General features: G+C 33.9%; 19 protein-coding genes, 1 tRNA gene and 1 pseudogene. 14 read left to right on the top strand and 7 right to left on the bottom strand.

Annotated features, from left to right (window positions below):
* Window positions 1-52 precede the first annotated feature (52 nt).
* The 4 genes and pseudogenes from ACHRV0_RS01515 to ACHRV0_RS01500 all read left to right on the top strand — a co-directional run.
* Window positions 53-1,408, top strand: a complete 1,356-nt coding sequence (locus tag ACHRV0_RS01515) for a TolC family protein (RefSeq protein ID WP_395439689.1) — start codon at window positions 53-55, stop codon at window positions 1,406-1,408.
* 132 nt (window positions 1,409-1,540) lie between these two features.
* Entirely contained in the window at window positions 1,541-2,590 is a 1,050-nt protein-coding gene (locus ACHRV0_RS01510; protein ID WP_395439688.1) for an HlyD family secretion protein, read from the top strand.
* A 1-nt stretch (window position 2,591) separates the two neighbouring features.
* Complete coding sequence (locus tag ACHRV0_RS01505) at window positions 2,592-4,175, top strand: MFS transporter (RefSeq protein ID WP_395439687.1); 1,584 nt, start codon at window positions 2,592-2,594, stop codon at window positions 4,173-4,175.
* 299 nt (window positions 4,176-4,474) lie between these two features.
* A pseudogene (locus ACHRV0_RS01500) lies at window positions 4,475-5,002 on the top strand (HAD family hydrolase); the annotation flags it as partial.
* Between the two features lie 443 nt (window positions 5,003-5,445).
* Here the strand turns inward: ACHRV0_RS01500 and ACHRV0_RS01495 are convergent.
* Both ACHRV0_RS01495 and ACHRV0_RS01490 read right to left on the bottom strand, forming a co-directional pair.
* A complete protein-coding gene (locus ACHRV0_RS01495; RefSeq protein WP_395439686.1) occupies window positions 5,446-6,207 on the bottom strand; it encodes a hypothetical protein in 762 nt (253 codons plus the stop codon).
* Between the two features lie 17 nt (window positions 6,208-6,224).
* Window positions 6,225-6,455 carry a helix-turn-helix domain-containing protein gene (locus tag ACHRV0_RS01490; RefSeq protein WP_395439685.1) on the bottom strand — a complete coding sequence of 77 codons (231 nt, stop codon included), beginning with the start codon at window positions 6,453-6,455 and terminating at the stop codon, window positions 6,225-6,227.
* 83 nt (window positions 6,456-6,538) lie between these two features.
* On the opposite strand from ACHRV0_RS01490, the gene ACHRV0_RS01485 reads away from it, so the two are divergent.
* Complete coding sequence (locus ACHRV0_RS01485) at window positions 6,539-6,772, top strand: hypothetical protein (protein WP_395439684.1); 234 nt, start codon at window positions 6,539-6,541, stop codon at window positions 6,770-6,772.
* A gap of 176 nt (window positions 6,773-6,948) precedes the next feature.
* Here ACHRV0_RS01485 and ACHRV0_RS01480 read toward each other — a convergent pair whose 3' ends face one another.
* On the bottom strand, window positions 6,949-7,794 hold the full coding sequence (locus tag ACHRV0_RS01480) for a class I SAM-dependent methyltransferase (RefSeq protein WP_395439683.1): 846 nt from the start codon (window positions 7,792-7,794) through the stop codon (window positions 6,949-6,951).
* A 724-nt stretch (window positions 7,795-8,518) separates the two neighbouring features.
* On the opposite strand from ACHRV0_RS01480, the gene ACHRV0_RS01475 reads away from it, so the two are divergent.
* Window positions 8,519-9,073, top strand: coding sequence for a hypothetical protein (locus tag ACHRV0_RS01475; protein ID WP_395439682.1), 555 nt, complete (start codon window positions 8,519-8,521; stop codon window positions 9,071-9,073).
* A gap of 66 nt (window positions 9,074-9,139) precedes the next feature.
* Here ACHRV0_RS01475 and ACHRV0_RS01470 read toward each other — a convergent pair.
* Window positions 9,140-9,221 (bottom strand) — tRNA-Leu (locus tag ACHRV0_RS01470).
* 109 nt (window positions 9,222-9,330) lie between these two features.
* Between ACHRV0_RS01470 and ACHRV0_RS01465 the strand changes: the two genes are divergently transcribed.
* The 5 genes from ACHRV0_RS01465 to ACHRV0_RS01445 all read left to right on the top strand — a co-directional run bounded on the left by ACHRV0_RS01465 (window position 9,331) and on the right by ACHRV0_RS01445 (window position 14,378).
* Window positions 9,331-10,719 carry a dipeptidase gene (locus tag ACHRV0_RS01465; protein WP_395439681.1) on the top strand — a complete coding sequence of 463 codons (1,389 nt, stop codon included), beginning with the start codon at window positions 9,331-9,333 and terminating at the stop codon, window positions 10,717-10,719.
* Window positions 10,720-11,140: 421 nt separating this feature from the next.
* The gene (locus ACHRV0_RS01460) at window positions 11,141-11,563 is read left to right on the top strand and encodes a hypothetical protein (RefSeq protein WP_129022622.1); all 423 of its coding nucleotides are present in this window, start codon (window positions 11,141-11,143) and stop codon (window positions 11,561-11,563) included.
* A 21-nt stretch (window positions 11,564-11,584) separates the two neighbouring features.
* Window positions 11,585-12,547 carry a DUF6624 domain-containing protein gene (locus tag ACHRV0_RS01455; RefSeq protein WP_395439680.1) on the top strand — a complete coding sequence of 321 codons (963 nt, stop codon included), beginning with the start codon at window positions 11,585-11,587 and terminating at the stop codon, window positions 12,545-12,547.
* Window positions 12,544-12,918: a BlaI/MecI/CopY family transcriptional regulator gene (locus ACHRV0_RS01450; protein ID WP_129022624.1), complete on the top strand. Its 375-nt coding sequence runs from the start codon at window positions 12,544-12,546 to the stop codon at window positions 12,916-12,918. The genes ACHRV0_RS01455 and ACHRV0_RS01450 overlap by 4 nt, the downstream gene beginning before the upstream one ends.
* Window positions 12,915-14,378, top strand: coding sequence for a M56 family metallopeptidase (locus ACHRV0_RS01445; protein ID WP_395439679.1), 1,464 nt, complete (start codon window positions 12,915-12,917; stop codon window positions 14,376-14,378). Before ACHRV0_RS01450 ends, ACHRV0_RS01445 begins: the two co-directional genes overlap by 4 nt.
* 197 nt (window positions 14,379-14,575) lie before the next feature.
* Here the strand turns inward: ACHRV0_RS01445 and ACHRV0_RS01440 are convergent, their stop codons facing one another.
* Window positions 14,576-15,940, bottom strand: coding sequence for a saccharopine dehydrogenase family protein (locus ACHRV0_RS01440; RefSeq protein ID WP_395439678.1), 1,365 nt, complete (start codon window positions 15,938-15,940; stop codon window positions 14,576-14,578).
* A gap of 185 nt (window positions 15,941-16,125) precedes the next feature.
* Here ACHRV0_RS01440 and ACHRV0_RS01435 point away from each other — a divergent pair, with 185 nt between their 5' ends.
* Window positions 16,126-16,512 carry a DUF423 domain-containing protein gene (locus tag ACHRV0_RS01435; protein ID WP_089052459.1) on the top strand — a complete coding sequence of 129 codons (387 nt, stop codon included), beginning with the start codon at window positions 16,126-16,128 and terminating at the stop codon, window positions 16,510-16,512.
* Between the two features lie 205 nt (window positions 16,513-16,717).
* Window positions 16,718-18,322, top strand: coding sequence for a phosphoenolpyruvate carboxykinase (ATP) (gene pckA / locus ACHRV0_RS01430; RefSeq protein WP_395439677.1), 1,605 nt, complete (start codon window positions 16,718-16,720; stop codon window positions 18,320-18,322).
* Between the two features lie 190 nt (window positions 18,323-18,512).
* On the opposite strand, the gene ACHRV0_RS01425 is transcribed toward pckA, so the two are convergent.
* Together ACHRV0_RS01425 and ACHRV0_RS01420 are read right to left on the bottom strand one after the other, a co-directional pair.
* The gene (locus ACHRV0_RS01425) at window positions 18,513-19,571 is read right to left on the bottom strand and encodes a phytase (protein ID WP_395439676.1); all 1,059 of its coding nucleotides are present in this window, start codon (window positions 19,569-19,571) and stop codon (window positions 18,513-18,515) included.
* Between the two features lie 74 nt (window positions 19,572-19,645).
* Window positions 19,646-22,456: a TonB-dependent receptor gene (locus tag ACHRV0_RS01420; RefSeq protein ID WP_395439675.1), complete on the bottom strand. Its 2,811-nt coding sequence runs from the start codon at window positions 22,454-22,456 to the stop codon at window positions 19,646-19,648.
* 264 nt (window positions 22,457-22,720) lie between these two features.
* Here ACHRV0_RS01420 and ACHRV0_RS01415 point away from each other — a divergent pair, with 264 nt between their 5' ends.
* Window positions 22,721-23,821 (top strand): DUF4407 domain-containing protein, encoded by a 1,101-nt coding sequence (locus tag ACHRV0_RS01415; RefSeq protein WP_129022630.1) that lies wholly within the window; start codon window positions 22,721-22,723, stop codon window positions 23,819-23,821.
* Window positions 23,822-23,910: the final 89 nt, after the last annotated feature.

Genomic DNA, 23,910 nt, shown 5'->3' with positions numbered 1-23,910 from the left:
TCAGTCAACGGAAAAATGAAGGAACTTTGCAGCATAAAATATTTATTTATTCATGTTCCTTAAAACAACAAATTCTACAGACGACTGTTTTCCCAGAATCCTGCTGTTATTCTTAATTGTATTAACATTCAATGGCTTACAAGCGCAGGAAGTTCATTCGGTTTCATTACAAGAAGCTTTGAAACTGGCTAGAGAAAACAACAAAAAAATCCTTAGATCTCAATTGGAGGTCACGCTCTCAGAGCAAAACATCAAAGAAAGAAAAGAACTTCGACTGCCCGATGTACAGCTAAACGGCATGTATTCGAGAATTACGAATATTACTGAATTCAAAGGAAGCGGTTTCTTGAACGGTAAAGAAGTAACAAAGGCAATCCCTGAAATTTATGAGGTCAATTCGACTTTTAAAATGCCAATTTATGCTGGAAATAAGATTAATAATGCCATAAAAATTGCGAATCAGGAAAACGAAATAGCCAAAATAAAAACTGAAAAGGCAGAAAATGACATCGAACTGGAAGTTGTAGCCAACTATCTGGCGATTTATAAAATGATGGAACTTCAAAAGATTTTTGAAGAAAACATCAAAGAAGAAAAAAGCCGATTGAAAGAAGTACAATCACTTCAAAAACATGGAACGGTTACGAAAAACGAAGTTATTCGTGCCGAATTACAGCTTTCAGATCGCGAATTGAATGCGTTAACTAACTCCAAAAACATTAAAATCGCACTTCACGATCTGAAAACTTTAATTCAGATTCCTGAAAACGAGGAAATAGCAATTGACACAACATCAAGTTTAGACGAAATGAGCGGTTTAGATCCGTACGATTATTATATGACTAAAGCGTTGCAAAACGAAGAAATGCGTATTGCGAGCCAGGAATTAAATATCAGTAAAACCGAACTGAAACTGGTTAAAGGAAATTATCTGCCAAGCGTTCATTTCTTTGGGAATTATGGTTTTTATTATCCTAACTATAAATTCTTTCCGCCAAATCCGTATTTGTATACTTTGGGACAAGTAGGAATTGAAGCGACTTTTGATCTTTCGTCTTTGTATAAAAACAAAACGAAAATGGAGCAGGCGAATACCAAAATCAGATGGCAGGAAATGCAGTCAGAAATTGTGAAAGAAGAAATTCAGGACAAGCTGTATAAAGAACATACACAATATCAAGAAATCCTTGAAAAATTTGTGGTGGTCGACAAAGCTTTGGATTTAGCCAATGAAAATTACCGAATCGTAAAAGTGAAATACTTAAACCAATTAGTTTTAATAACCGAAATGGTCGATGCTGATAATGCGTTACTTCAGGCGAAATACAACAAAATTTCTACTCATTTAGATGCGGTTTTAAAACATTATGAGCTGCTTCATACGGCTGGGATTATGCCTCAGAGTTAGATAGTTTTAGACTTGATAGAAGAAAGAGGCAAGAGAATAGAGTAAAGATATAGATTTTCAGTTCCGGAAGAACGATTCATATTGTAGCGCCGGATTTTAATCTGGGGGAGAATAATTAAAGATATAAAGTTTATGGTTAAGATAAAAAATGAAACTAGAAGAAACAGAACGTTTCATATATTAATAACAATTATTGCGTGTACGCTTGTGGTAAGCGGGGTTATTTTAGGAATTTGGTTTTATGTGTTCAACAGAAATCACGAAGAAACCAATGATGCGCAGGTCGAACAATACGTAACGCCAATTATGTCGCGTATTACAGGTTATGTGCAGGAAGTTCGTTTTAACGAAAATCAGTTTGTGCATAAAGGTGATACTTTGGTTGTGATTGACAATCGCGAATACAAATCAAAATTGAATGTGGCTCTTGCCGATGTTCAAAACGCGCAGCAAAATAGTGTTGTGGCGCAGAAAAATGCAGTTACAACAGCAAGTGCAACGGCTATTAACGAATCGCAGTTAGAAGGCGCAAAATCGAATCTTTGGAAAACAAAACTGGAATACGAAAGATATAAAGCTTTGGTAAAAGACGAAGCGGCAACTTCTCAGCAATTAGAAAAAGTTAAAGCAGATTACGAATCGGCGCAGGCGCATTTTCAGGAAATGAAAAACAGAATCCATTCTGCGACTTTAAGTACTTCTGTTGCTGAAGCAAATGTTCCAACAACGCAAACCAATATTGCTTCCAAACAAGCTGTGGCTGATAATGCTGCGTTATTTCTTTCGTACACTGTAATTACAGCGCCTTATGACGGCTGGGTTGGAAAACGAACGTTACAGCCAGGACAATTAGTAAAAGAAGGTCAGTCTTTATTATCAATTGTAAGCAAAGAAAAATGGATTACAGCCAATTTTAAAGAAACACAATTGCAATATTTAACTGTTGGGCAGGATGTTGAAATAAAAGCCGATGCCGTAAGCGACAAAACATTTATTGGTACAATTGCTTCTTTATCTCCAGCGAGTGGGGCAAGATTTTCATTGCTTCCTCCAGATAATGCAACAGGAAACTTCGTAAAAATCGAGCAAAGAATTCCTGTTAGAATTCAGTTAAAAAACACCGACAAACAGGCTGATTTTTTAAGAGCGGGAATGAATATTACTGTGATCGCAGCGCACTAAAATGGAAGATAAAAGTATTTTTAAATCTTGGGTTCCAAAATGGGCAATCATTATTATTTTGTTTGTCTGCCTTTTACATTCTATGATTTTATTGGGAGTTTATACTTCAAACGTAACGTATGCAGCAAGTTTTCTGGACATTGAGCCCGAAGATTTGCAGTTTGCGATGTGCGTTACGTACGGAACTTTGCTCGCGACGATTTTGATAGAAAGTAGGTTTTCGAGTTTTTTTCCTGCAAAAAACTACCTGATGGCGGTTTATTCCTTAATTGGGATTACAATTGTTTCGTCGGCATATATTACCAATTTTTATCTTTTTTTAATGCTGAGAATCGCTGAGGGAATCCTGATGGCGCTTCCGGTAATTACAATAAGACAATTGTTGATTGAGCAGTTTAATTCTAAAAATGCCATTATTATTGGGTTTTCGTTTTATTACGGTTCGCTGTTATTGTCAACGCCTTTTATTATGAATATTGCAGTTTGGTTTCTGGATCATTACGATTGGAAATACATGCTCTATGTTTCGGGCGGATTACAGGTTTTGAATGTCTTTTTAATCTTAGTTACTTTTCGTGGGCACCGAATCACAAAGAAAATTCCGTTGTATCAAATCGATTGGATGAGTTATTTTTTGGTTTTAACTGCCATTCTTTGCGGTGCTTACTTTTTTGTTTATGCCGAGAAAAAATATTGGTTTGATTCCTCTCAAATGGTTCTAACCTTGATGATTGCTTTAATCACGGGAGGTTTATTCATCTTTAAAGAGCTTTTGGTAAAAAGACCCACTTTTGATTTTGAAGTTTTTAAATACGCCAATTTGCGAATCGGGTTTTTATTGTTTTTCCTTTTCTATATCAGTAGAGCAACGCTGAGTCTTTGTCATTCGGCAATGTTTTCGATTTGGAATTGGGATCCATCGCGCGTTGCGGGCGTGCAATACATTAACGGATTAGGAAATGTAATCGGCTTGATTTTAGCTGCTTTTTTCCTGATGAAATCGGTTTCTACCAAAATCATTTTTATGATTGGTTTTACTTTAATTGCCATCTTTCATTTTTGGTTTACGTTTCTGTTTGTACCTGATGTAGCTTTGTCTGATATTATTATTCCGTATGTTTTACAAGGAATTGGAGTTGGGTTTTTATTCGTTCCTTTAATCTTGTTTACAACTTCTTCGGTTCCGGCAAAAATGGCGGTTTCTTCTGGAATTGTTGGGGTTTCAGGTCGTTTTTGGGGAAGCACGATTGGTTTTTGCGTGATGCAGAATGCGGTTGTGTTTTTAAATAAAAAACACTTTTTAAAACTAAGTCAGTTTGTAACGGGTGAAAATCCCGAAGCTCAACAAACCATCGCTTCAACAGCGCAGAGCTTTATGGCAAAAGGATATTCGGCAGATAATGCAAATACTTTGGCTTTGAAGAAAGTTTTCGGAACAGTTGCTAAGCAAGCCACTTTATTGGCCGATATGGAAATTTATACCATTGTAGGTTATGGTTTAGTAGTTTTGATTATTCTAATTGCGTGCAATCAGCATTTGAGACAGACAATGACTTTGGTTAAAAGTAAAATTTGGATTGGTTAGAGAATTAATCTCGCAAAGTCGCAGAGGCGCAAAGATTTTTATTTTTAAAGCCACAGATTAAGAGGATTTAAAAGGATTTTTTTTCACGCAGATTCCGCAGATTTTAGCAGATTTAATTTTATAATTATCTGCGTTTATCTGCTTAAATCTTTTTAAAAATCTGCGTGAAACAAAAAATTTTGCGCCTCTGCGACTTCGCGAGATTCAAAAAAAAACCTTAGCGAATCTCTGCGGAAAATCTCTGCGCAACTCTGCGGAAATAATTATCTTGCAACCGTTAAAAAAACAAAAAATATAAAATGAAACAGCAATGTGTAATTTTTGATATGGATGGCGTGATTTCGCACACCAATCCATATCATGTGAAGGCTTTTGAGGCGTTTTTCGATAAATATAATGTTCCTTATACCAATGAAGAATTTGAAGAACATATGTACGGAAAACACAATAGTTATATCATGTCGCATTTTTTCAAGCGTCCAATTGCAGGAGAAGAACTGATAAAACTTGAAGACGAAAAAGAAGGAATGTTTCGTGAAATTTATAAAGACAAAGTCGATACGATTCCGCATTATTTGGATTTTTTAAGCGAATTAAAATCTCGCGGATTTAAAACAGCCGTTGCAACATCGGCGCCGCGCGCAAATCTGGATTTGATTGCAAACGCTTTGAAAATCTCAGACAAAATGGATTCGATGATGTCGAGTGAAGATGTTACACATCATAAACCAAATCCCGAAGTATATTTAGAATCCGCAAAACGTGTTGGTGTTTCTCCGTCTGATTGTGTGGTTTTCGAAGATTCTTTTTCGGGTATTACAGCAGGACTAAATGCAGGAATGAAAGTAGTTGGCGTTTTGAGTACGCATACAAAAGAGCAGCTTCCTGTGTGTAATTTTTATATTAATGATTATAGTGAGATTAATGTCGATAAGGTTTTAGAATTATTAAATAGCTAAAATTTTTGAATCCTATAAGAAATATAAGTTCATTTTAATAGAACAGACCTTTATCAAAGTTTTAAACTTTGATAAAGGTTTTTTAGTATTGTAGCCACAAAGTTTTGTCATTTCGACGTAAGGAGAAATCACACTCGCATATCGACAAAGATTGGCGCTTTACTTTGCGGAGTTTCTAGTGCGATTTCTCCTTACGTCGAAATGACAAGCTAGACCTGAAAATAAATATAAGCGATATGAATTGCCTCCTACTTTAGCTGGAGGTTTTTTTATGTTTAAAGAGGAAAAACGGCTTTAGCGAATGTATTTTTCTATCTCATCCAGCCTTCAATTTTGTAATTTTTAGAAAATAGTTTTCTTTCTTTTTCTCCATTGTCAGGTTTAAACCAAACTTCAAACCTTGCGGCGTATGGCTTTCCCCAATCTCCTTCGTAAATTGTGAAGTCACCAACTGTGCCAAATTTTTTTATATTGTTAGAAGGATTGGAAATTTTAATAGAACTTCTTTTTTTTAGTTCCTTAACGGAAAGACTTTCATTTTGGGTAATTTCAAAAGCTTTCAAATAAATGATTCCGTTTTCGATTTTACCAATCCAAAAATCATATTCATAAAGCCCAGGCTGAAACGAATTGTAAAGCTGAAATTCTGTTTTTGTCACAACTTTATTTGTTATGCTATCAGGTCTTTGCGATTCAAAATTTGCATGATAGTCCAGATCAATAGGATTATTAATTGGTATGTTTTTCGGAATTGTTAAATTGTCCGCCCAAGTATCAGGAGTATTTTGTTCTATAAAAAATAGAATGATCATGTAAAATGAAAATGCAACAATTGTTCCGCCCAATAAAAAGAATGTTCCAATGCTTTTCAGCCATTTCTTTTGAAGTAATTGATAAAATGCGAAAATTAGTAGAAACAACAGTCCTAATCCGAATACCGTGAAACAAATATTTTCAAAGATTGGGTTTTTAAAAAAATTAGAAACGATTAAAAGGAAAATAGAAATTATCCAAAGTAAAATTGGTTTTCGCCAATCATTAAAAAAGTCTGAAAAATATTTTTTTATAATCATCTTTTTAATGAATGTTTCTATTTAAAAGGAAAATCAAGTAATTCTTTAAGATCAATATCTAAAGCATTTGCAATTCGTATAAGGGTTCTTATACCTGTATTTATTTCAGCTCTTTCAATTCTGCCGATCTGATTTTTTGGAATATCACAATCATCAGCTAAAGCTTGCTGTGATAAGCCTTTTTTTTCACGAAGTTGCCTAATGTGAATGCCAAGATTTGCAATAAAAGTTTCTTCTGAAATATTCATATTTCAAAAGTCATAACAATTATTTTTTAATAAGACACAAATTTGTGTTCAAAATCATTATATTTGACTTAAAAAATAAGATAATGATTACAGAAATACTTTCGAAAGAAGTTGAAAATAGATTAAAAGATTTTTTTACTGATATTATCGATCCAAAAGATATGGCAAAATCGATACGACAAGTAAATTATGCACTTTCGTTATGTTCCATGCGAGGATGCGAAACATTAGAATCTGAGTTGTCTAATATCGATGATAATTTTTATTGGCTTAATAAATTAGCTGAAGTTTTAGATCCTTATTTGGATGTGGAGTAAACAAATGATTTAAAACAGAAAGTTATCACAAAGTATTGTCATTTCGAGGAACGAGAAATCGCACTCGGATATGTACAAAGATTAGGGATTTTCTTTGCGGAGTTTCTAGTGCGATTTCTCCTTACGTCGAAATGACAAAACTATACGGATTTTTAGGATTATTTATAAGTTCAAAATCATTTCTCAGCGGCAATTACTAGTGCGTTACCGTCGATGATTACATTTCCGTCAGGGAATTTTTCATTTACTAAAGTAAAAACTTCTTGTTTTATTTTTTCTCTCATTTCATCATCGGCATTGCTGAGCGCGGCAACAAAAGGCGCGGCAATTTCTGTGATCAGATTCCAGTAGACCTCTGATGTACCGCAGTTTAATTTGCCAGTAAGTTCTGTTTCAGAAGTGTTTTTAAATCCTGCTTGTTGGAAAATATCGGTCAGTAAACCGCTTTTCGAACAACGAAACATTCCCGGAGCTTCGGGCGGAGGAGGAGTGAGCTGCATGTTTTTGTTAATCGTTCCACCAACAGCAGTGACCCAGAAATTTTTCTCTGGTCCGCTCCAGACGGCAGTTGCGATTTTGCCTCCGGGTTTCAGAACCCGATACATTTCTTTGGCAGCTAAAAGCATATCAGGAAAAAACATAAAACCCATTCGGCAGCTTATTGCGTCGAAAGTATTGTCGTAAAAAGGAAGTTCGGTGACATCGCAAGCTTTAAATTCGACATTTGTAATTCCTTTTTTAAAAGCGTTTTCGCGGGCAATGGTAAGCATATCGTCAGCGAGATCGGTAATAATGACTTTTCCGTCCGAAAGCATCGCAGCAATGCTCAAACCCGGTTCGCCAGTTCCAGCCGCGACATCTAAAATTACGTTTGATCCTTTTGGGTTTATCGAACGAATAATTTCATCAGCAAAAGGCCTCATAAAATCCAGAATTTCATGATCCCATTTTTTCCAGCCTGGAGAAAATTTGTTCCAAGATGCTTTCTGTTGTTCCCGTATTTCTTGAAGTTGTGGTTCCATTTTGTTTATTGTTAGGTTGTTGAAAACGAATTTTATAACCGAAACAAAATTTGGGGAATTTGTTCTGCAATAGGCAAAGAGAAGAGTTTGTTGGCAGATTTTTTTGGATTGGCAAAGATACGGAAGAAATCTTTTTGTTGGATTGGTTTTGGTGTTAATTATTTGATTGTTAGTGTTTTGATTGTTTTTTATTCGTCAGAATGAATTTTTACAAAGTTTGTCATTTCGACGTAAGGAGAAATCGCACTAGAAACTCCGTAAAGAAAATCGCCAATCTTTGTAGATATACAAGTGTGATTTCTCCTTACGTCGAAATGACAAGATTGCGGTTACTTTATCTTCAACGGATTAATCCCGATAGCTATCGTGACGGCGCTGCAAAATGAATCATTCTTCTAGAATTTTTAAGTGTTCCATAGGAACAAAATGTATTGTAGGGATGGATTTTAATCCATCTTTGCGGTTAGAATTGCCACAAAGTTTGTCATTTCGATGTAAGGAGAAATCCTCGCAAGAAACTCCGTGACGGAAAGTCAATCTTTGTCGAGCTTCTCGTGGAGATTTCTCCTTACGTCGAAATGGCAAATATTTGGTTTAATATGTGTTTTAAGTGAAAGGATAAATGTTAAATGATTATTGGATAAAAATAATTACCCTTTTATGGGAAGCCGTAAAATATTTGATTTATGCCAAATTATATTTGAACATTATTAAATAAAACAATATGAAAAAACTACTTTTAATTTTTTTACTGTTTAATGCTTTTGCTTTTGGACAAAAAAAGATAGATATTAAATTATCTATGAAAAACTCAATTTTGAAATATAATAGAGAGCATTTAAAAGATCCTTCTAGTTACCAGTTAATATCTTTAACTATTTTATCAACTGAAACTATTGCAGATATGAGCGCAAAATTGTTAGAAGAATTACCTGTAGTCTTAAATTCAATAAATGAAGAAATTGAGAAAAATAATTCGGTGATACTTCTTCGTCGAGAAAAAATAAGAGAATTTAAAGAAATAGGAGGGAAAGAAGTTGAAATCGAAGATTGTCTAGAAACTATCAGAGTTTATGAAGCAGATAATAGTAGACAAAATGATCAAAAAAAAGAATGGGAGTTAATTCATGAAAAAACTGAAAAAGATTTAGGGAATAAACGAATTGCTTATTATTATGTTGAACATAAATATAGAGCTAAAAATAGTTATGGCGGATTGGATATTCAAATAGACATAATAAAATTTGATACTTCGTTTAATATCAAAGAAGTAGAATAAAACGCAAAAGATAATAAGAAGAGCAAAAACAAAAAAGCTTCTGAAAATTTTCAGAAGCTTTTTTAGTGCGGATAATAGGACTCGAACCTACACGCCTTGCGGCACCAGATCCTAAGTCTGGCATGTCTACCAATTTCACCATATCCGCGTAATTGTGGGTGCAAAGATAAGCATACTTTCGAATATTCAAAGAAAAATTTCAAAAAAATTATTAATTCTCTTTTTTGTACTTTTGGATTTCTATAAAAATAATTTAAATGGAAAATATTAAGTCCTACGTTCAACAACATAAAGATCGGTTTATCAACGAATTGATCGAATTATTAAAGATTCCGTCGGTTAGTGCTGACACCGCATACTCACAAGATGTTATTGATACAGCAGAGGCTGTAAAAGAAAGTTTATCAAAAGCAGGCTGCGATTTTGTCGAAACTTGCGACACTCCGGGTTACCCAATTATCTACGGAGAGAAAATTATAGATCCAAATCTTCCAACGGTTTTAGTTTACGGACACTATGATGTTCAGCCGCCAGATCCATTAGAATTATGGACTTCACCGCCCTTTGAGCCAGTTATTAAAACTACAGATATTCACCCTGATGGTGCAATTTTCGCACGTGGCGCATGTGACGACAAAGGTCAGATGTACATGCACGTAAAAGCGCTTGAATTGATGGTACAAAGCAATACGTTGCCTTGTAACGTAAAATTCATGATTGAAGGTGAAGAAGAAGTAGGTTCGGCAAGTTTAGCTTGGTTTGTAGAACGCAATCAAGAAAAACTGAAAAACGACGTTATCTTGATTTCTGATACGGGAATGATTTCAAACCAACAGCCATCGATCACGACTGGTTTAAGAGGTTTGAGTTATGTTGAGGTTGAAGTTACTGGTCCAAACCGCGATTTACATTCAGGTTTATACGGTGGAGCAGTAGCAAATCCAATTAATGTTTTGGCAAAAATGATCGCTTCGCTTCATGACGAAGACAATCATATTACGATTCCAGGATTCTACGATAAAGTTCAGGAATTATCTGCAGAAGAAAGAGCTGAAATGGCAAAAGCGCCTTTTAGTTTAGAAAAATATAAAAAAGCTTTAGACTTAAATGATGTTTACGGCGAGAAAGGTTATGTAACGAATGAGCGCAACTCAATTCGCCCAACATTAGACGTAAACGGAATCTGGGGCGGTTATACTGGCGAAGGTGCTAAAACGGTTATTGCGAGTAAAGCTTTTGCTAAAATCTCAATGCGTTTGGTTCCAAATCAGGATTGGGAAGAGATTACAGAATTGTTTACAAAACATTTTACGAGCATTGCACCAGCTGGAGTTACAGTAAAAGTGTCGCCGCATCATGGAGGTCAAGGTTACGTAACACCAATTGACAGCATTGGATATCAAGCTGCAAATAAAGCGTATACTGAAACGTTTGGGGTTCCTGCAATTCCGGTTCGTTCAGGAGGAAGTATTCCAATTGTGGCTTTGTTTGAGAAAGAATTAAAAAGCAAAACGATTTTGATGGGATTTGGTTTGGATTCTGATGCAATTCACTCACCAAATGAGCATTTCGGAATCTTTAATTACTTGAAAGGAATTGAGACTATTCCGTTGTTTTACAAATATTTTGTGGAATTAAGTAAATAAGAGTTTTGCCGCGAAGACACTAAGACTCGAAGTTTTTTTAAGATTTACTTTGTAAAAGTTTTAAATTTTGAAAAAGTTGAATGTTATAAATATAGAATCCGTTCAGAAATGAGCGGATTTTTTTTTTTTTTTTGAAAAGTTCAAAGGTTTTTTCAATTGCCTTCAGCTAAAGCTGGAGGCAATTTATTTAGGAGTATTCTCTGTTTCTTGGAATTTTATTTTCAGAATTTTTGTCAAAGTTTTAAGCTTTGGCAAAGAAGGAAAAGACCTTTGTTCCTTTGAATCTCGGCCTCTTTGAGCCTAAAACCTTAGTCCCTTAGTAACTTAGAATCTCAGAACCTTTTTTTTAAAAAAACTTGCATATTAAAAATTTAACTCTACATTTGTAGAGCAATGTCTATAAGTGTAGAATTTAAATAATATGAAAAACCTATTTTTAGTATTCTTTTGCGGACTGATTCTTTTGGGTTGCAAGCCCAAAGCAATTAATCAGAAGATTGACAAGAAAAAAGAAGGCGTTTGGATAGATGATTATACACTGGATAATGTTAGATATAAATCGTATGAGTATTACAAACACGATGTGCCGGTAAAAAAATGGAAATCATATATAGGCGGAAAAATTTATAAAACGGAGAAGTATAAAAATGGATTTTGTATTTTAAGGGTCTATTATGAGAATGGAAAATTAGAATCAAAAGGAAAAACAAAATTAGAGTTTGATGGAGCCTTGGCGCATTGGTTTTATTTTGGAGAATGGAAATTCTATTCGGATAATGGAAAATTAAAAGAAATTAGAAACTATGATAACGGCAAATTAATATCTGAACAAAAAATAAAATAAATCACTAATCAATTTTGATCTATGAAAATAATAATTGCTTTCTTTTTTATTACGCTGAATATTGGTCTGATACAATCTCAGACTTATAGAGATTTTGTAGCAAAAGGAGCTTCTTGTTATAATGTAAAAGAGTATAAGAACGCCGTTTCTTATTATGAAAAAGCATTTAAAATTGAACATAAATCATCTTCAGATTTGTACAATGCAGCTTGTGCGGCGGCTTTAAATAATGATGATAAAAAAGCTTTTAAGTGGCTGGATTTGGCAATTGATAATGGATATGAAAAAATTGCACACATTAAAATAGATAATGATTTGAAATCGCTGCATGATAAGAAAGAATGGGAGCAGACAATTGCTAAACTTCAGAAAAAAATAGATATTTTAAGCGTCAATTATGATAAACCGCTTCAACAGGAACTTTTGGATATTTATACGGAAGATCAAGGTATTCGAGGAGAATTTATGAAAGTTTATAAAGACCCTTCGTCTGATAAAAGAAAAATTGACAGTATTGGTAAAATAATGAACAAAAAAGACAGTATTAATCTGGTAAAGGTTATGAAGATACTGGATGAAAAAGGCTGGATTGGAAAGGACAAAATAGGAGCACAGGCAAATCAAACCTTGTTTTTGGTTATTCAGCATTCTGATTTAAAATATCAGCAAAAGTATTTACCAATGATGAGAGAAGCTGTGAAAAAAGGCAACGCAAGCCAAGCGAACTTAGCATATTTGGAAGATAGAGTTGCTTTAAGAGAAGGTAAACATCAAATTTATGGAAGTCAGTCAGCAAAAAATAAAAAGACAAATCAATGGTATATATCGCCTTTGATAGATCCTGATAATGTAGATAAAAGACGCGCTGAAGTGGGACTTGGTCCTATTGCTGATTACGCGGCAAAAATGAATATCGATTGGAATCTTGAGGCTTATAAGAAGGAATTACCTGAATTGGAAAAACTTGAAAATATTAAACAATGACACAATTATCAAACTCAGAAGAACAATTAATGGAGCATCTTTGGAAGCTTGAAAAAGCTTTTATGAAAGATTTGCTCGAAGCGTATCAGGAACCAAAACCGGCAACGACAACCGTTGCAACACTCCTGAAACGTATGATTGATAAAAAATTTGTTGCATATAACGAATTTGGAAACTCTAGAGAATATTATCCTCTGGTTAAAAAAACTGATTATTTCTCAAAACATGTAAAAGGATTGATTAATAATTTCTTTAATAATTCGGCCTCGCAATTTGCTTCGTTTTTTACAACCGAAACAAATTTATCAGCTTCTGAACTGGAAGATCTTAGAAAAATAATTGATTCAGAAATTCAAAAAAAGAAAAAATGACAGCCTTTCTTATAAAATCGACAATAGCGTTGTGTGTGCTTCTTGGAGCTTACCATCTGTTTTTAGAAAAAGAAAAATTTCATAAGTTTAATAGGTTTTTCTTAATTTTTAGTCTTCTAATTTCTTTTGTATTGCCTTTTATTACAATTGAAATTATACAAGAAGTGGCAAGTACAGCAAATAAAAGTATAGTAGTTCCTGGGCAGATTACAGCAAGTGTCGTAAAAGAGGCGACTCCTTTTTACTTGATTTTCGGCTGGGTTTTATATGGGATAGTGGCTGTTGTTTTGTTTTTTAGATTTACGGTCAACTTGTATAAATTGATAAAAAAATCAAAAGCAGGTGTAAAAATAAAACATCAAAAAGCAACATTGGTTTTGCTGCAAGAGCAGACGCTGCCCTATACTTTTTTGAACACCATTTTTATAAATGAAGCGGAATATCAAAACAATAAAATAGAAACAGAATTATTTACGCACGAATTAATTCATGTTAATCAGAAACATTCTCTTGATATTTTACTAATTGAAATAATTAAGAATGTTTTTTGGTTCAACCCAATTTTTATCTTCTATAAAAAAGCAATACAACTCAATCATGAATTTCTTGCTGATGAAAAAGTTGTACAATCACATAACAATGTTTCGTTTTACCAGAACTTATTACTGTCTAAAGCGAATCAAAATCCGGTATATTACTTGGCCAGTAATTTGAACTATTCTGTAACTAAAAAAAGATTAATTATGATGACAACCACGACATCTTCTTCAAGGGGATTCTTTAAAAAGACAATTCTTTTACCATTATTTACTGGGCTTGTGTATTTTTTATGTACTAAGACTGTAGCGCAAGAAGTAAAAGCAAATAATGAAACCGCATCAAAAAAGGGTTCTTATGCAACGTACTATGATAAGACAACTTTTAAAATTAAAAATGATAAAGGAGTTGTTGTGACGGAGAAAAAATACAAAGAGCTTACTCCTGCAGAAAAAAAAGCGGTGCCAAATGTACTTGAGGGATTAAAATTTCCTCCAACTAAAGAGGAAATGGATACAAGGATCGAAAAAGGAGGTCCGGATACTGTAGAAATTGATTTGTATGACCCAAAAAATCAAAAAGTAAAAAAAGAGGAAGGTACTGTTTATAAAACAGTTGATTTAAGTGAGGATCCAACTTATCCAGGAGGAATGGAGGCGTTTTATAAGTTTGTTGGACAGAATTATAAAACACCTGTGACGCCTGCAGATGTAAAGTTGAAAGGCAGAGTTTACATTACTTTTGTAGTAGGTAAAGATGGAGCTTTGACTGATTTTAAATTATTAAGAGATATTGGATACGGATCGGGTGATGAGGCAATTAGAGTGCTTAAGCTTTCTCAGAACTGGATACCGGGTAAAGTTAACGGTGAGCCAGTTGCTACGATGTACAGTTTACCAATTACAATTCAAGCTGAAAAATAGTTTTTTTTTGAGGTGCAAAGGTTCAAAGTTACAGAGGTGCAAAGGCGCTGAAGTAAAAAAAACCTTTGTCACTTTGTACCTCTGAACCTTTGTCCCTTTAAAAACAAAAAATCCGCTTTCAGAAATATCTGGAAGCGGATAAAATAAACTAAAAAAAAATTCTAAAAAATTCTAAAAAAAAACAACTTATATCAGATTTAAAATAAATCTGGATTATATCCAAAATAAGGCATAGTTTGTTCGTTAAAAATAACTCCATGCTCTTCTAATTCATTTAAAATAGGCGAATAAACTTCTTTTTTAATAGGAAGTTGAACCCCTGGGGTTGTGATTTTTCCGTTCAAAATCAGTAAAGTTGCCATTGCAACAGGAAGTCCAACTGTTTTTGCCATTGCAGTATAAGTTTGATCGTCGCCAATACAGACCATTTTCGAATCGATTTGCTCTTTTTTGCCGTTTAGCTCGTATCCAAATTTATGATACATGACAATCATGTCTTTATCTTCTGGTTTCAGAGCCCAGCTGTCCGTTAGTATTTTTTCCAAAATTTGAGCGGGAGTAGCATTTGGCAGGTTTACTTTTTTGTCTGGATTAAATAAATCCAATTCTAAAAGTTTATCCCACATAATATCGTCTTGATCAATTTTTAAAATCAATCGCGTTTTAATTTCCACAGAATCCGTTGGGTGATATGGAAGAAAAGAGTTCACAAATTGTCGGTAACTCATATTTTCAGAATCTTCCATAATATAGCTGTCGTCTGTCATGCCAAGCTGTACGAACATATTCCATGCTTTAGAAAAACCTACTCTTCTTATTGTTCCTCTGTATAAGGTTAGAATATCATCTAAGCCATATATAGATCTATATTTAAGAGAATCTCGATTAGAATAAGCTTCAAATTTCCCGTAATCTTCTACTTCTAGAAACTCAGTTCTGCGAAATAAAGCACTGTACGGGATATATTTATAAGTTCCTTCTTGAATAAATTTTGCTGCGCCGCCTTGTCCAGCCAAAACAACATTTCGAGGCGCCCAGGTAAATTTGTAATTCCATAAATTATTATCGCATTCAGGGGCGACCAAACCTCCGCAAAATGATTCGAAAAGAAGCATATTACCTCCTTTTGATCTAATTTCGTCAATAACTTTCATGGCGCTCATGTGATCGATTCCGGGATCAAGACCAATTTCGTTCATGAAAACTAAGTTGTTCTTTTTTACCTCTTCATCAAGAGCCTGCATAGCATCGCTTACGTAAGAAGCAGTAACTAAATGTTTTTTAAATTGAAGACAGTCTTTTGCTATTTCAATGTGTAAATGTGCCGGAAGCATTGAAATTACAATCGATGCTTTTTCAATGGCAGCTTGTCTTTCGTTTGTATTAAAAATATTTAAAGCAATTGGAGTTGCGTTAGGATGATTTTGTGTTTTCTTTTCGGCTAAAGCCAAAGATAAATCGGCCACAACAAGATGAAGGTTTTCACTTTCAGATTTTGAAAGTAAATAGCGAATTAAAGAAGATGCTGATCTTCCTGCTCCAATTATTAAAATACTTCTCATAACTTAATTATTTAACACAAACATATTAAAATGTTATAAATACAACAAATATAATTTTAAAAATGATATTTTTTTTATTCGCAATGAAACTTATAAATGCAATTAATAATTGAAATATCTTTAAAAGTAAAATGAAAATTGGATAGGAAGAGGTATTTTTGTGTAAATATTAAAAGTTTATAAAAATGAAAAGAAAAATAGTTTTAACAGGCGCTTTTATTGGAATGATTGCCATTATTTTTGGAGCTTTTGGAGCACATTTATTAAAGAAATATTTGTCGATTGAAGAACTAAATACTTTTGAAGTTGGTGTTCGTTATCAAATGTATCATGCGCTTTTTTTACTTTTTCTTTCAACAAGAAAGGAAATTGCCGAAAAAACTGTTAAAACAATCTATAATCTGGTAGTTGCAGGGGTAATTCTATTTAGCGGATCTATCTATTTATTAGCAACAAAAAGCCTGACGGTTTTTGACTTTAAAATTATTGTATTCGCAACACCTTTGGGTGGTTTCTTATTAATTCTTGGTTGGTTGGTGTTATTTCTTGCTATTTTGAGGAAAAAATCATAAAATCTCGAATAAAAAATTCTATCTAAAATTAAATCTTTAATTTTGTCTCATAAATAACATATAATGTTACTTGTGTGAATTTTTATTGCTTTTTGTCAGCATCGATAAAAAATATAACAATTTACAAACTTGAGATTAATGTCTTAAGTATCAAGTAAAATTATATTTGTGCACCAAAAAAATAACACACACAACATTAAATTTTATGGACAATAACACACTTTTTGCGCAATCGATTTCGTTAAAAGATTTAGGGATAGAAAATGCAACGGTTCGGTACCAGTTAACTGCAGATGAACTGCATGCTATAACTGTGCAGTCAGGACAAGGTGTTGAAGCCTCTACAGGTGCTTTGGCAATCAACACAGGTGAGTTTACAGGACGTTCTCCACAAGATCGTTTTATTGTAAAAGACAGTATAACTGAGGATAAAGTTTGGTGGGGAAATGTAAATATCCCTTTTTCGCCAGAAGCTTTTGATAAGTTATATAATAAGGTAACAAAGTTTTTATCAAACAAAGAAGTATTTGTTCGCGATTCTTACGTTTGTTCTGATAAAAATTACAGACTAAATGTTAGAGTAGTTACAGAAACTGCTTGGTCAAACTTGTTTTGCTATAACATGTTTCTAAGACTTGAAGAGTCTGAATTAGCAAACTTTACTCCAGAATGGACTGTAGTTTGTGCACCAAGTTTTATGGCAGATCCTGCTGTAGACGGAACACGTCAGTCTAATTTTGCTATTTTAGATTTTACTAAAAAAGTAGCACTTATTGGAGGAACAGGTTATACAGGAGAAATGAAAAAAGGAATTTTTTCAGCTTTAAATTTCATTCTTCCAGTTTTCAAAAATACACTTCCAATGCATTGCAGCGCCAATGTTGGTAAAGATGGCGATACTGCTATTTTCTTTGGTTTATCTGGAACAGGAAAAACAACTTTATCTGCAGATCCAGAACGTAAGTTAATTGGAGATGATGAACATGGATGGACTGCTGAAAATACGGTTTTCAATTTTGAAGGCGGTTGTTATGCTAAAGTAATCAACTTATCTGAAGAAAATGAACCAGACATTTTTAGAGCAATCAAAAAAGGAGCGCTTTTAGAAAATGTAGTTTTCAAACCGGGAACAAACGAGGTAGATTTTGATGATGTTTCAATTACTCAAAACACTCGTGTAAGTTACCCAATAACACATATTGACAATATTCAACCGGGATCTATTGGACATAATCCTAAAAATATATTTTTCCTTACAGCAGATTCATTTGGAATTTTGCCTCCAATTTCTCGATTAACTCCAGGACAGGCGGCTTACCATTTTATCTCTGGATATACTGCAAAAGTAGCAGGAACCGAAGCTGGAGTTACAGAACCACAGCCTAATTTCTCTGCTTGTTTTGGAGCGCCTTTCATGCCTTTACATCCAACAAAATATGCTGAAATGTTAAGCAAAAAAATGAAAGATGCTGATGTAAAAGTTTGGTTGATTAATACAGGTTGGACTGGCGGAGCTTACGGAACAGGAAGCCGTATGAAACTTAAATTTACACGTGCCATGATTACCGCTGCGTTAAACGGAGAATTGGATAATGTAGCGTTTAAAAATCATGACGTATTTGGAATTGAAATTCCTCAAGATTGTCCAAACGTTCCAGTTGAAATTTTAAATCCCAGAAATACTTGGGATGACAAAGATTTATACGATAAAAAAGCGTTGGAATTAGCTCAAAAATTCAAAGCTAATTTTGCAAAATTTGAAGAATTTGCCAATGCTGAAATCTTAGCAGGCGCACCGATTATAGAATAAGAATAAGGGGGATTTTTTTAATTCAAATTAAAAAAGCTGTTCGTTACGAACAGCTTTTTTTGTTTCAAGTTTCAAGTTTCAAGTTTCAAGTTTCAAGTTTCAAGTTTCAAGTTTCAAGTTTCAAGTTTCAAGTTTCAAGTTTCAAGTTTCGGGTTGAACGTGGAATCTGAAACTTGAAACAAAAAAACACTTATTTCTTCCCTTCGTCAATACGTTTTTGGATTAAATCCCAAGTGTAGTAATGAAAAGTCATTCCGTTGCTCATCGCTACGAAAAGTCCGTTTTTGTATTTTGGACCTAAGTTTACACTTGTAACATCGGCTCCATCACATTCGATTGTTGAGGTTGGAACTTCTGCCAATAAAGGATGATTGTTTGGATTTCCGTTTGCACCTTCTCTCGGATAAACCATAAAAGAATTTGCTTGTTGATTAGATACTAAAATATAACCTGTAGAATCTGTTTTTTTGTAGATTGCAATTCCTTCATGATCTGCTTTGAAATCTTTTTGACCAAAAAAAGCTAATTCTTTATTGTCATTTAAAGCAGGATCAGCTTTGTATTTTCTAATTCCAACTTGTTCGTCGCAATAGTAAACAAAACCTAACTCGTTATCAACCGCAATAGCTTCGATTTCTTTTTTCCCGCTGTACGTTCCAAATTTGCGAACCACTTTTGCCGCAGCAGATTTTCCGTTTCCAGAAAGTTCATATTGCCATAAATAACTTCCAGATGGTCCTGTTTTTCTTCCCACAATAGCAAAAATCTTTTGATCGCTTGGTCGGGTGTATAATGAAACTCCCATAGGATCACGCAAAGATTCACCTTCAAAAACTTCGATTCCGCCATTATCAATAGGTTCTAAATCCGGCAAACTGAAAATTCTAATTTTGTTGCTTTCACGTTCTGTTGTAACTGCAATATCTACTTTTTTTCCGTCGATGATTAATCCATAAGCGATATCAACATTATTTGGACGTTTTAGAGTAATTGATTTTTTAAGGATTTTTCCATTCAAATCAAAAGCATATAAAGCTCCATCAGAATCTTTATCTGTTCCCACAATAACACTTTTTGAAGCATCAGTTGGGTGAATCCATATCGAAGGATCATCAGTATCATGAGGCAAGGCTTCGGTAACAGTTGTTGGTTTTACTGCATTTGGTTGAATTGGAGCTAATTTGTCGTCTTTACAAGCAGTAAAGGCAAGGCTTATAAGTAAGAAAGCAAGTATCGATTTATTTTTCATTTTGGTATTTTATTTTAAATGAATTAGACAGAACCGCTAAGTCCTGTCTAATTTAGTAGTTTTTATAATTGATTTTACAAGTCTAGTTTCAATCCAAAATTGTAACGAGCTTGGTAATATTCAGCTTGTTTAGTGTGAGCAGAAACTCCTTGATAGTAACGCAAAGGCTGATTTGTTAAATTGTTTGCCTCAGCAAAAACACGAAGCTGTTTTGTAATTTTGAAAGAAGCATTTGCATCCAAGAAAAACTGTTTGTCATAGTAACTGTCTTTGTAAGATTCTGAACCTAATTCATCTAAATAATCAGAAGTAAAGTTGGTTGAAATTCTAGCAGAGAAACGTTTGTTTTCCCAAGACAAAGATCCGTTAAACATATGAGGAGTTGTTCCAGGAAGACTAATGTTGTTTCTTTCGTTTCCATCTTCATCAGAAATTCCTTTTGCTTTAGATTTAGTGTACGTATAGTTTAAATAGATACCAAAACCTTTTAAGAATTTACCTGGTAAGAAATCTAACTGACGTTGAAAAGCAACTTCAAAACCGTAAACATCAACTTTATCACCATTTCTAGATTGTAAAAATGACCAGTTTTCGCCAGCAGGAATTGGGTTTATCTGATTTGGAAAATCAGCAGCAAATTTTACGCTGTCGTATTGATTGTCGCTGTAGTTATAGATAAAATCATTTAATCTTTTGTAGAAAACACCTCCAGAAATCAAACCAACTGATTTGAAATAATTCTCGGCCATGAAATCATAATTGTAAGAGTAAGTAGCATCAAGATCAGGATTTCCTGCCGTGATTTCTTTATCAGCAGCAATATTGTTTACATAAGGTGCCAGTGCATAGTAGTTTGGTCTTGCCAGCGCCGTTGTTGCAGCCGCTCTTAAAACTAAATCTTTAGTAGCATTATATTGGAATGAAATACTTGGTAATAAATTAGTGTAAGAGTTTGTAGTGTTGATTTGGCTTTCTAATTCCTCTTCGTCTAAAACTCTGTTTCCTGTATAATCAATGTGAGTGTTTTCAACACGGAAACCTAAAACCATAGAAAGTTTATCGTTAAAGTCTTGATCCCATCTCACATATGCAGCGGTAATTCTTTCTTTAGCATTATAGTTTACAGCTAAATATTCAGCCGGATCAGTTTCTTTGTCAAATAATGATGCATTGTTTAAATCCAAACTTCCTAAGAAATCTTTAGAAGCAAAAGTTCCCGGTACATACTTACTTCCTGGATTAAAGTTTTTTCCATCAAAATAACTAGTTGGAACTTCAGATAATAATTCCATTCCGTCATTGATTGGTTCGTAAGAATAGAAATTATTGTTTCTTTCTTTTTCCTTCAAACGTAGTCTAAGTCCAGTTCTAAGTCTTCCTTTTTCTCCTGCAATTACTGAGAAAGGAAACCGGATATTTACTTTAGCTCCAAATTCACTTTCGCTTGTTTCATCTGTGTTTTCTGTAACAGAATCAAATTTGAATTTATCTGTAGATTCTCCAACAGTTGTCAATAAAGGAAATCTTGGATCAGATAAATCTTCCATCATTTCTAAACCTTTTTGACGGTATTCGATATAACGTTCTTGCGGACGATATTCTCTAGCTTTTGCATAGTTTGCTGACCAATCTAAATCTAATTTTGAGTTAATCAAGTGTTCACCTCTAATAGAATAGTTTTGTACACGCTGATCTTCTAATCTTCTGTTTTTATTTCGGTTATTGTCAACACCACCTTTTGTCTGACGTTTTACACGACCTTCAAAACCAGTAATTTTTTCACCATTATAAATAGGTTCAATATCATCATAAGTAGTTCTGAAACGGTTTTCTCTATCGTCTCTCCAGTTGTAAATAGCATTCGCAAAAATGGTATTGTTTTCGTCAAATTTATAATCTAAAGCAACAGATCCGCTGCGGCGAATACGCTGTACATCGTATTTTCTAATCTCAGAAGCTTGAAGATATTCATTTCCGAAATCATCCTTTACCCATTCGTTTTCGATATTATCAGAACCATAATCAACATTGTTGTACGATCCGCTGAAAACAGCACCAAGTTTGTTGTCTAAAAAGCGATTTCCATAAACAAAACCTGCTGTATAAGAAGCGTGTTCACGAATTGGTAAATAACCTCCAGCTAAAGTTGCCGAGATTCTTTCTCCATTTGGAGTTGCTCTTGTAATCAAATTTACAGAACCTCCAATTGCATCAGCATCCATATCTGAAGTCAAAGTTTTGTTAACCTCAATAGTCGAGATCATATCAGACGGAATCAAGTCCATTTGTACATTTCTATTGTCTCCTTCTGCAGACGGAATTCGGTCACCATTTAAAGTAACTGAGTTTAAAGATGGAGCAAGTCCTCTAATGATAATGTTACGAGCCTCACCTTGATCATTTTGCATTGTAATACCTGGAACACGTTTTAAAGCGTCACCAACATTGGCGTCAGGAAAACGTCCCACTTGATCAGATGAAATTACGTTTCCGATATTTTTATTGTTTTTTTGTTGATTCAAAGCTTTAGCCTGACCTTTTAAAATGTCGCCTACTACAACTTCATTAAGTTCAGTTCCTGAAGTTTTAAGAGCAAAATCAAGTACATTATTTTTGCCTTGCTCAACAGTGATTTCTTTTGTTATTGCCGTGTAACCAATATATTTTACTTCAACTTTATAAGTACCAGCATTAATGTTTAATAATTCAAAACGACCGTTGTAATCTGAAACAGTGTATTTATTTTCACCTGTTATTTGAATCATTGCACCTGGCAGAGGAAGTTTGTCGTCTATATCTAATACTTTTCCTGATATTATTGCTTTTTGAGCAAACCCAGAAAAGGTCAAAAATAAAAACGTTAGTAATAAGTAGAATTTTTTCATTGTTTTTTAGTTTGATTTTGGTTGCGAAACTAGAACCTAAGTATTACTAAAAGCCTTTAAAAAAATTAACAAAAGGTTATAATTAATCAAATATGGCTGAAAATTATTAATGTTAAAATAACATTTATTACACAGAGTCTTTGTTCCAAGTAAAAAGAAATCAAGTATTTATCTCAGATTTGAATTTTTGGCGTTAAATTTGCCTTATCACACGAGCCCGAAGGGCGAACTGACGAAGTAATCATCAATCAAAAATCATCAATCATGTTAAAACAATTTTTCATCTTATGTTCTGGAGCCGACAGAGATTTACTCGAAGGCTGCTCTGAAGGCGAACAAACCAAATATGTTGGTATTGGCGCCACCGTTTTTTTTACTGCTGTAATGGCGTTTTTAGCCAGCGCATATGCACTTTTCACTGTTTTTGACTCTATTTATCCAGCTCTGATTTTTGGATTTGTATGGAGTTTGTTAATCTTCAATTTAGATCGTTTTATTGTCTCTACAATTAAGAAGAGAGATCGTTTTTTTGACGAATTTCTGCAGGCAACACCTAGAATTATGCTGGCAATTATTATTGCGATCGTAATTTCGAAACCATTAGAGATTAAAATTTTCGAAAAAGAAATAAATACGGTTTTGTTGAAGGAAAAAAACGAAATGGAATTGGCCAATAAAAAACAAATTGGAACCTATTTCAAATCAGATTTAGATAAAAACAAAGGAGAGATCGCTGCTCTAAAAGCTGATATTGCAAAAAAGGAGAAAGAAGTTAATGCTTTATATTCAACTTATATTACAGAAGCGGAAGGAACTGCTGGAACTAAAAAACTGGGAAAAGGACCTGTTTATAAAGAAAAACGCGAAAAACACGATGCCGCGTTAAAGGAATACGAAACTCTTAAAGCAGCAAACGAAGCAAAAATTGCAGAGAAAGAAAAGGCAGGCGTACAGCTTCAGGCTGATTTAGACAAAAAAGTTTCGCAGACACAACCTATCATAGAAGGTTTTGACGGATTAATGGCGCGTATAAATGCGTTGAATAAGCTGCCGTGGTTACCGTCGTTTTTTATAATGTTATTGTTTTTGGCAATTGAAACATCGCCGATTATAGCCAAATTACTGGCGCCAAAAGGCGAATTCGATTTCAAACAAGAAGAAGCTGAAACAGCTATGAAAGCGACTTTGGCTCAAAATAAATACCAACGTGATTTATTAGTTAAAACGAGTGCAGAAATGCATGATAAAGTTTATGCTGATATTGCCGAAGATAAAGGACTCTTTGATTTACAGCGAAAAAACGCAAAAGAACTACTGGAACTGCAGTCGCATAAATTTGTAGAAAAACAGAAAGCTACACTTTAGTCAGAAAGTTAGAAAGTCGAAGGTCTGAAAGTCGGAGTAGAAACTTAAAAAAGTAAAAGCCAGAAATAGAGATTCTATTTCTGGCTTTT

The organism is Flavobacterium sp. FlaQc-30 (assembly GCF_044005885.1).
In the GTDB taxonomy this organism is placed as follows: Bacteria; Bacteroidota; Bacteroidia; order Flavobacteriales; family Flavobacteriaceae; genus Flavobacterium.
This window is presented reverse-complemented; position numbering and strand designations above follow the sequence as displayed.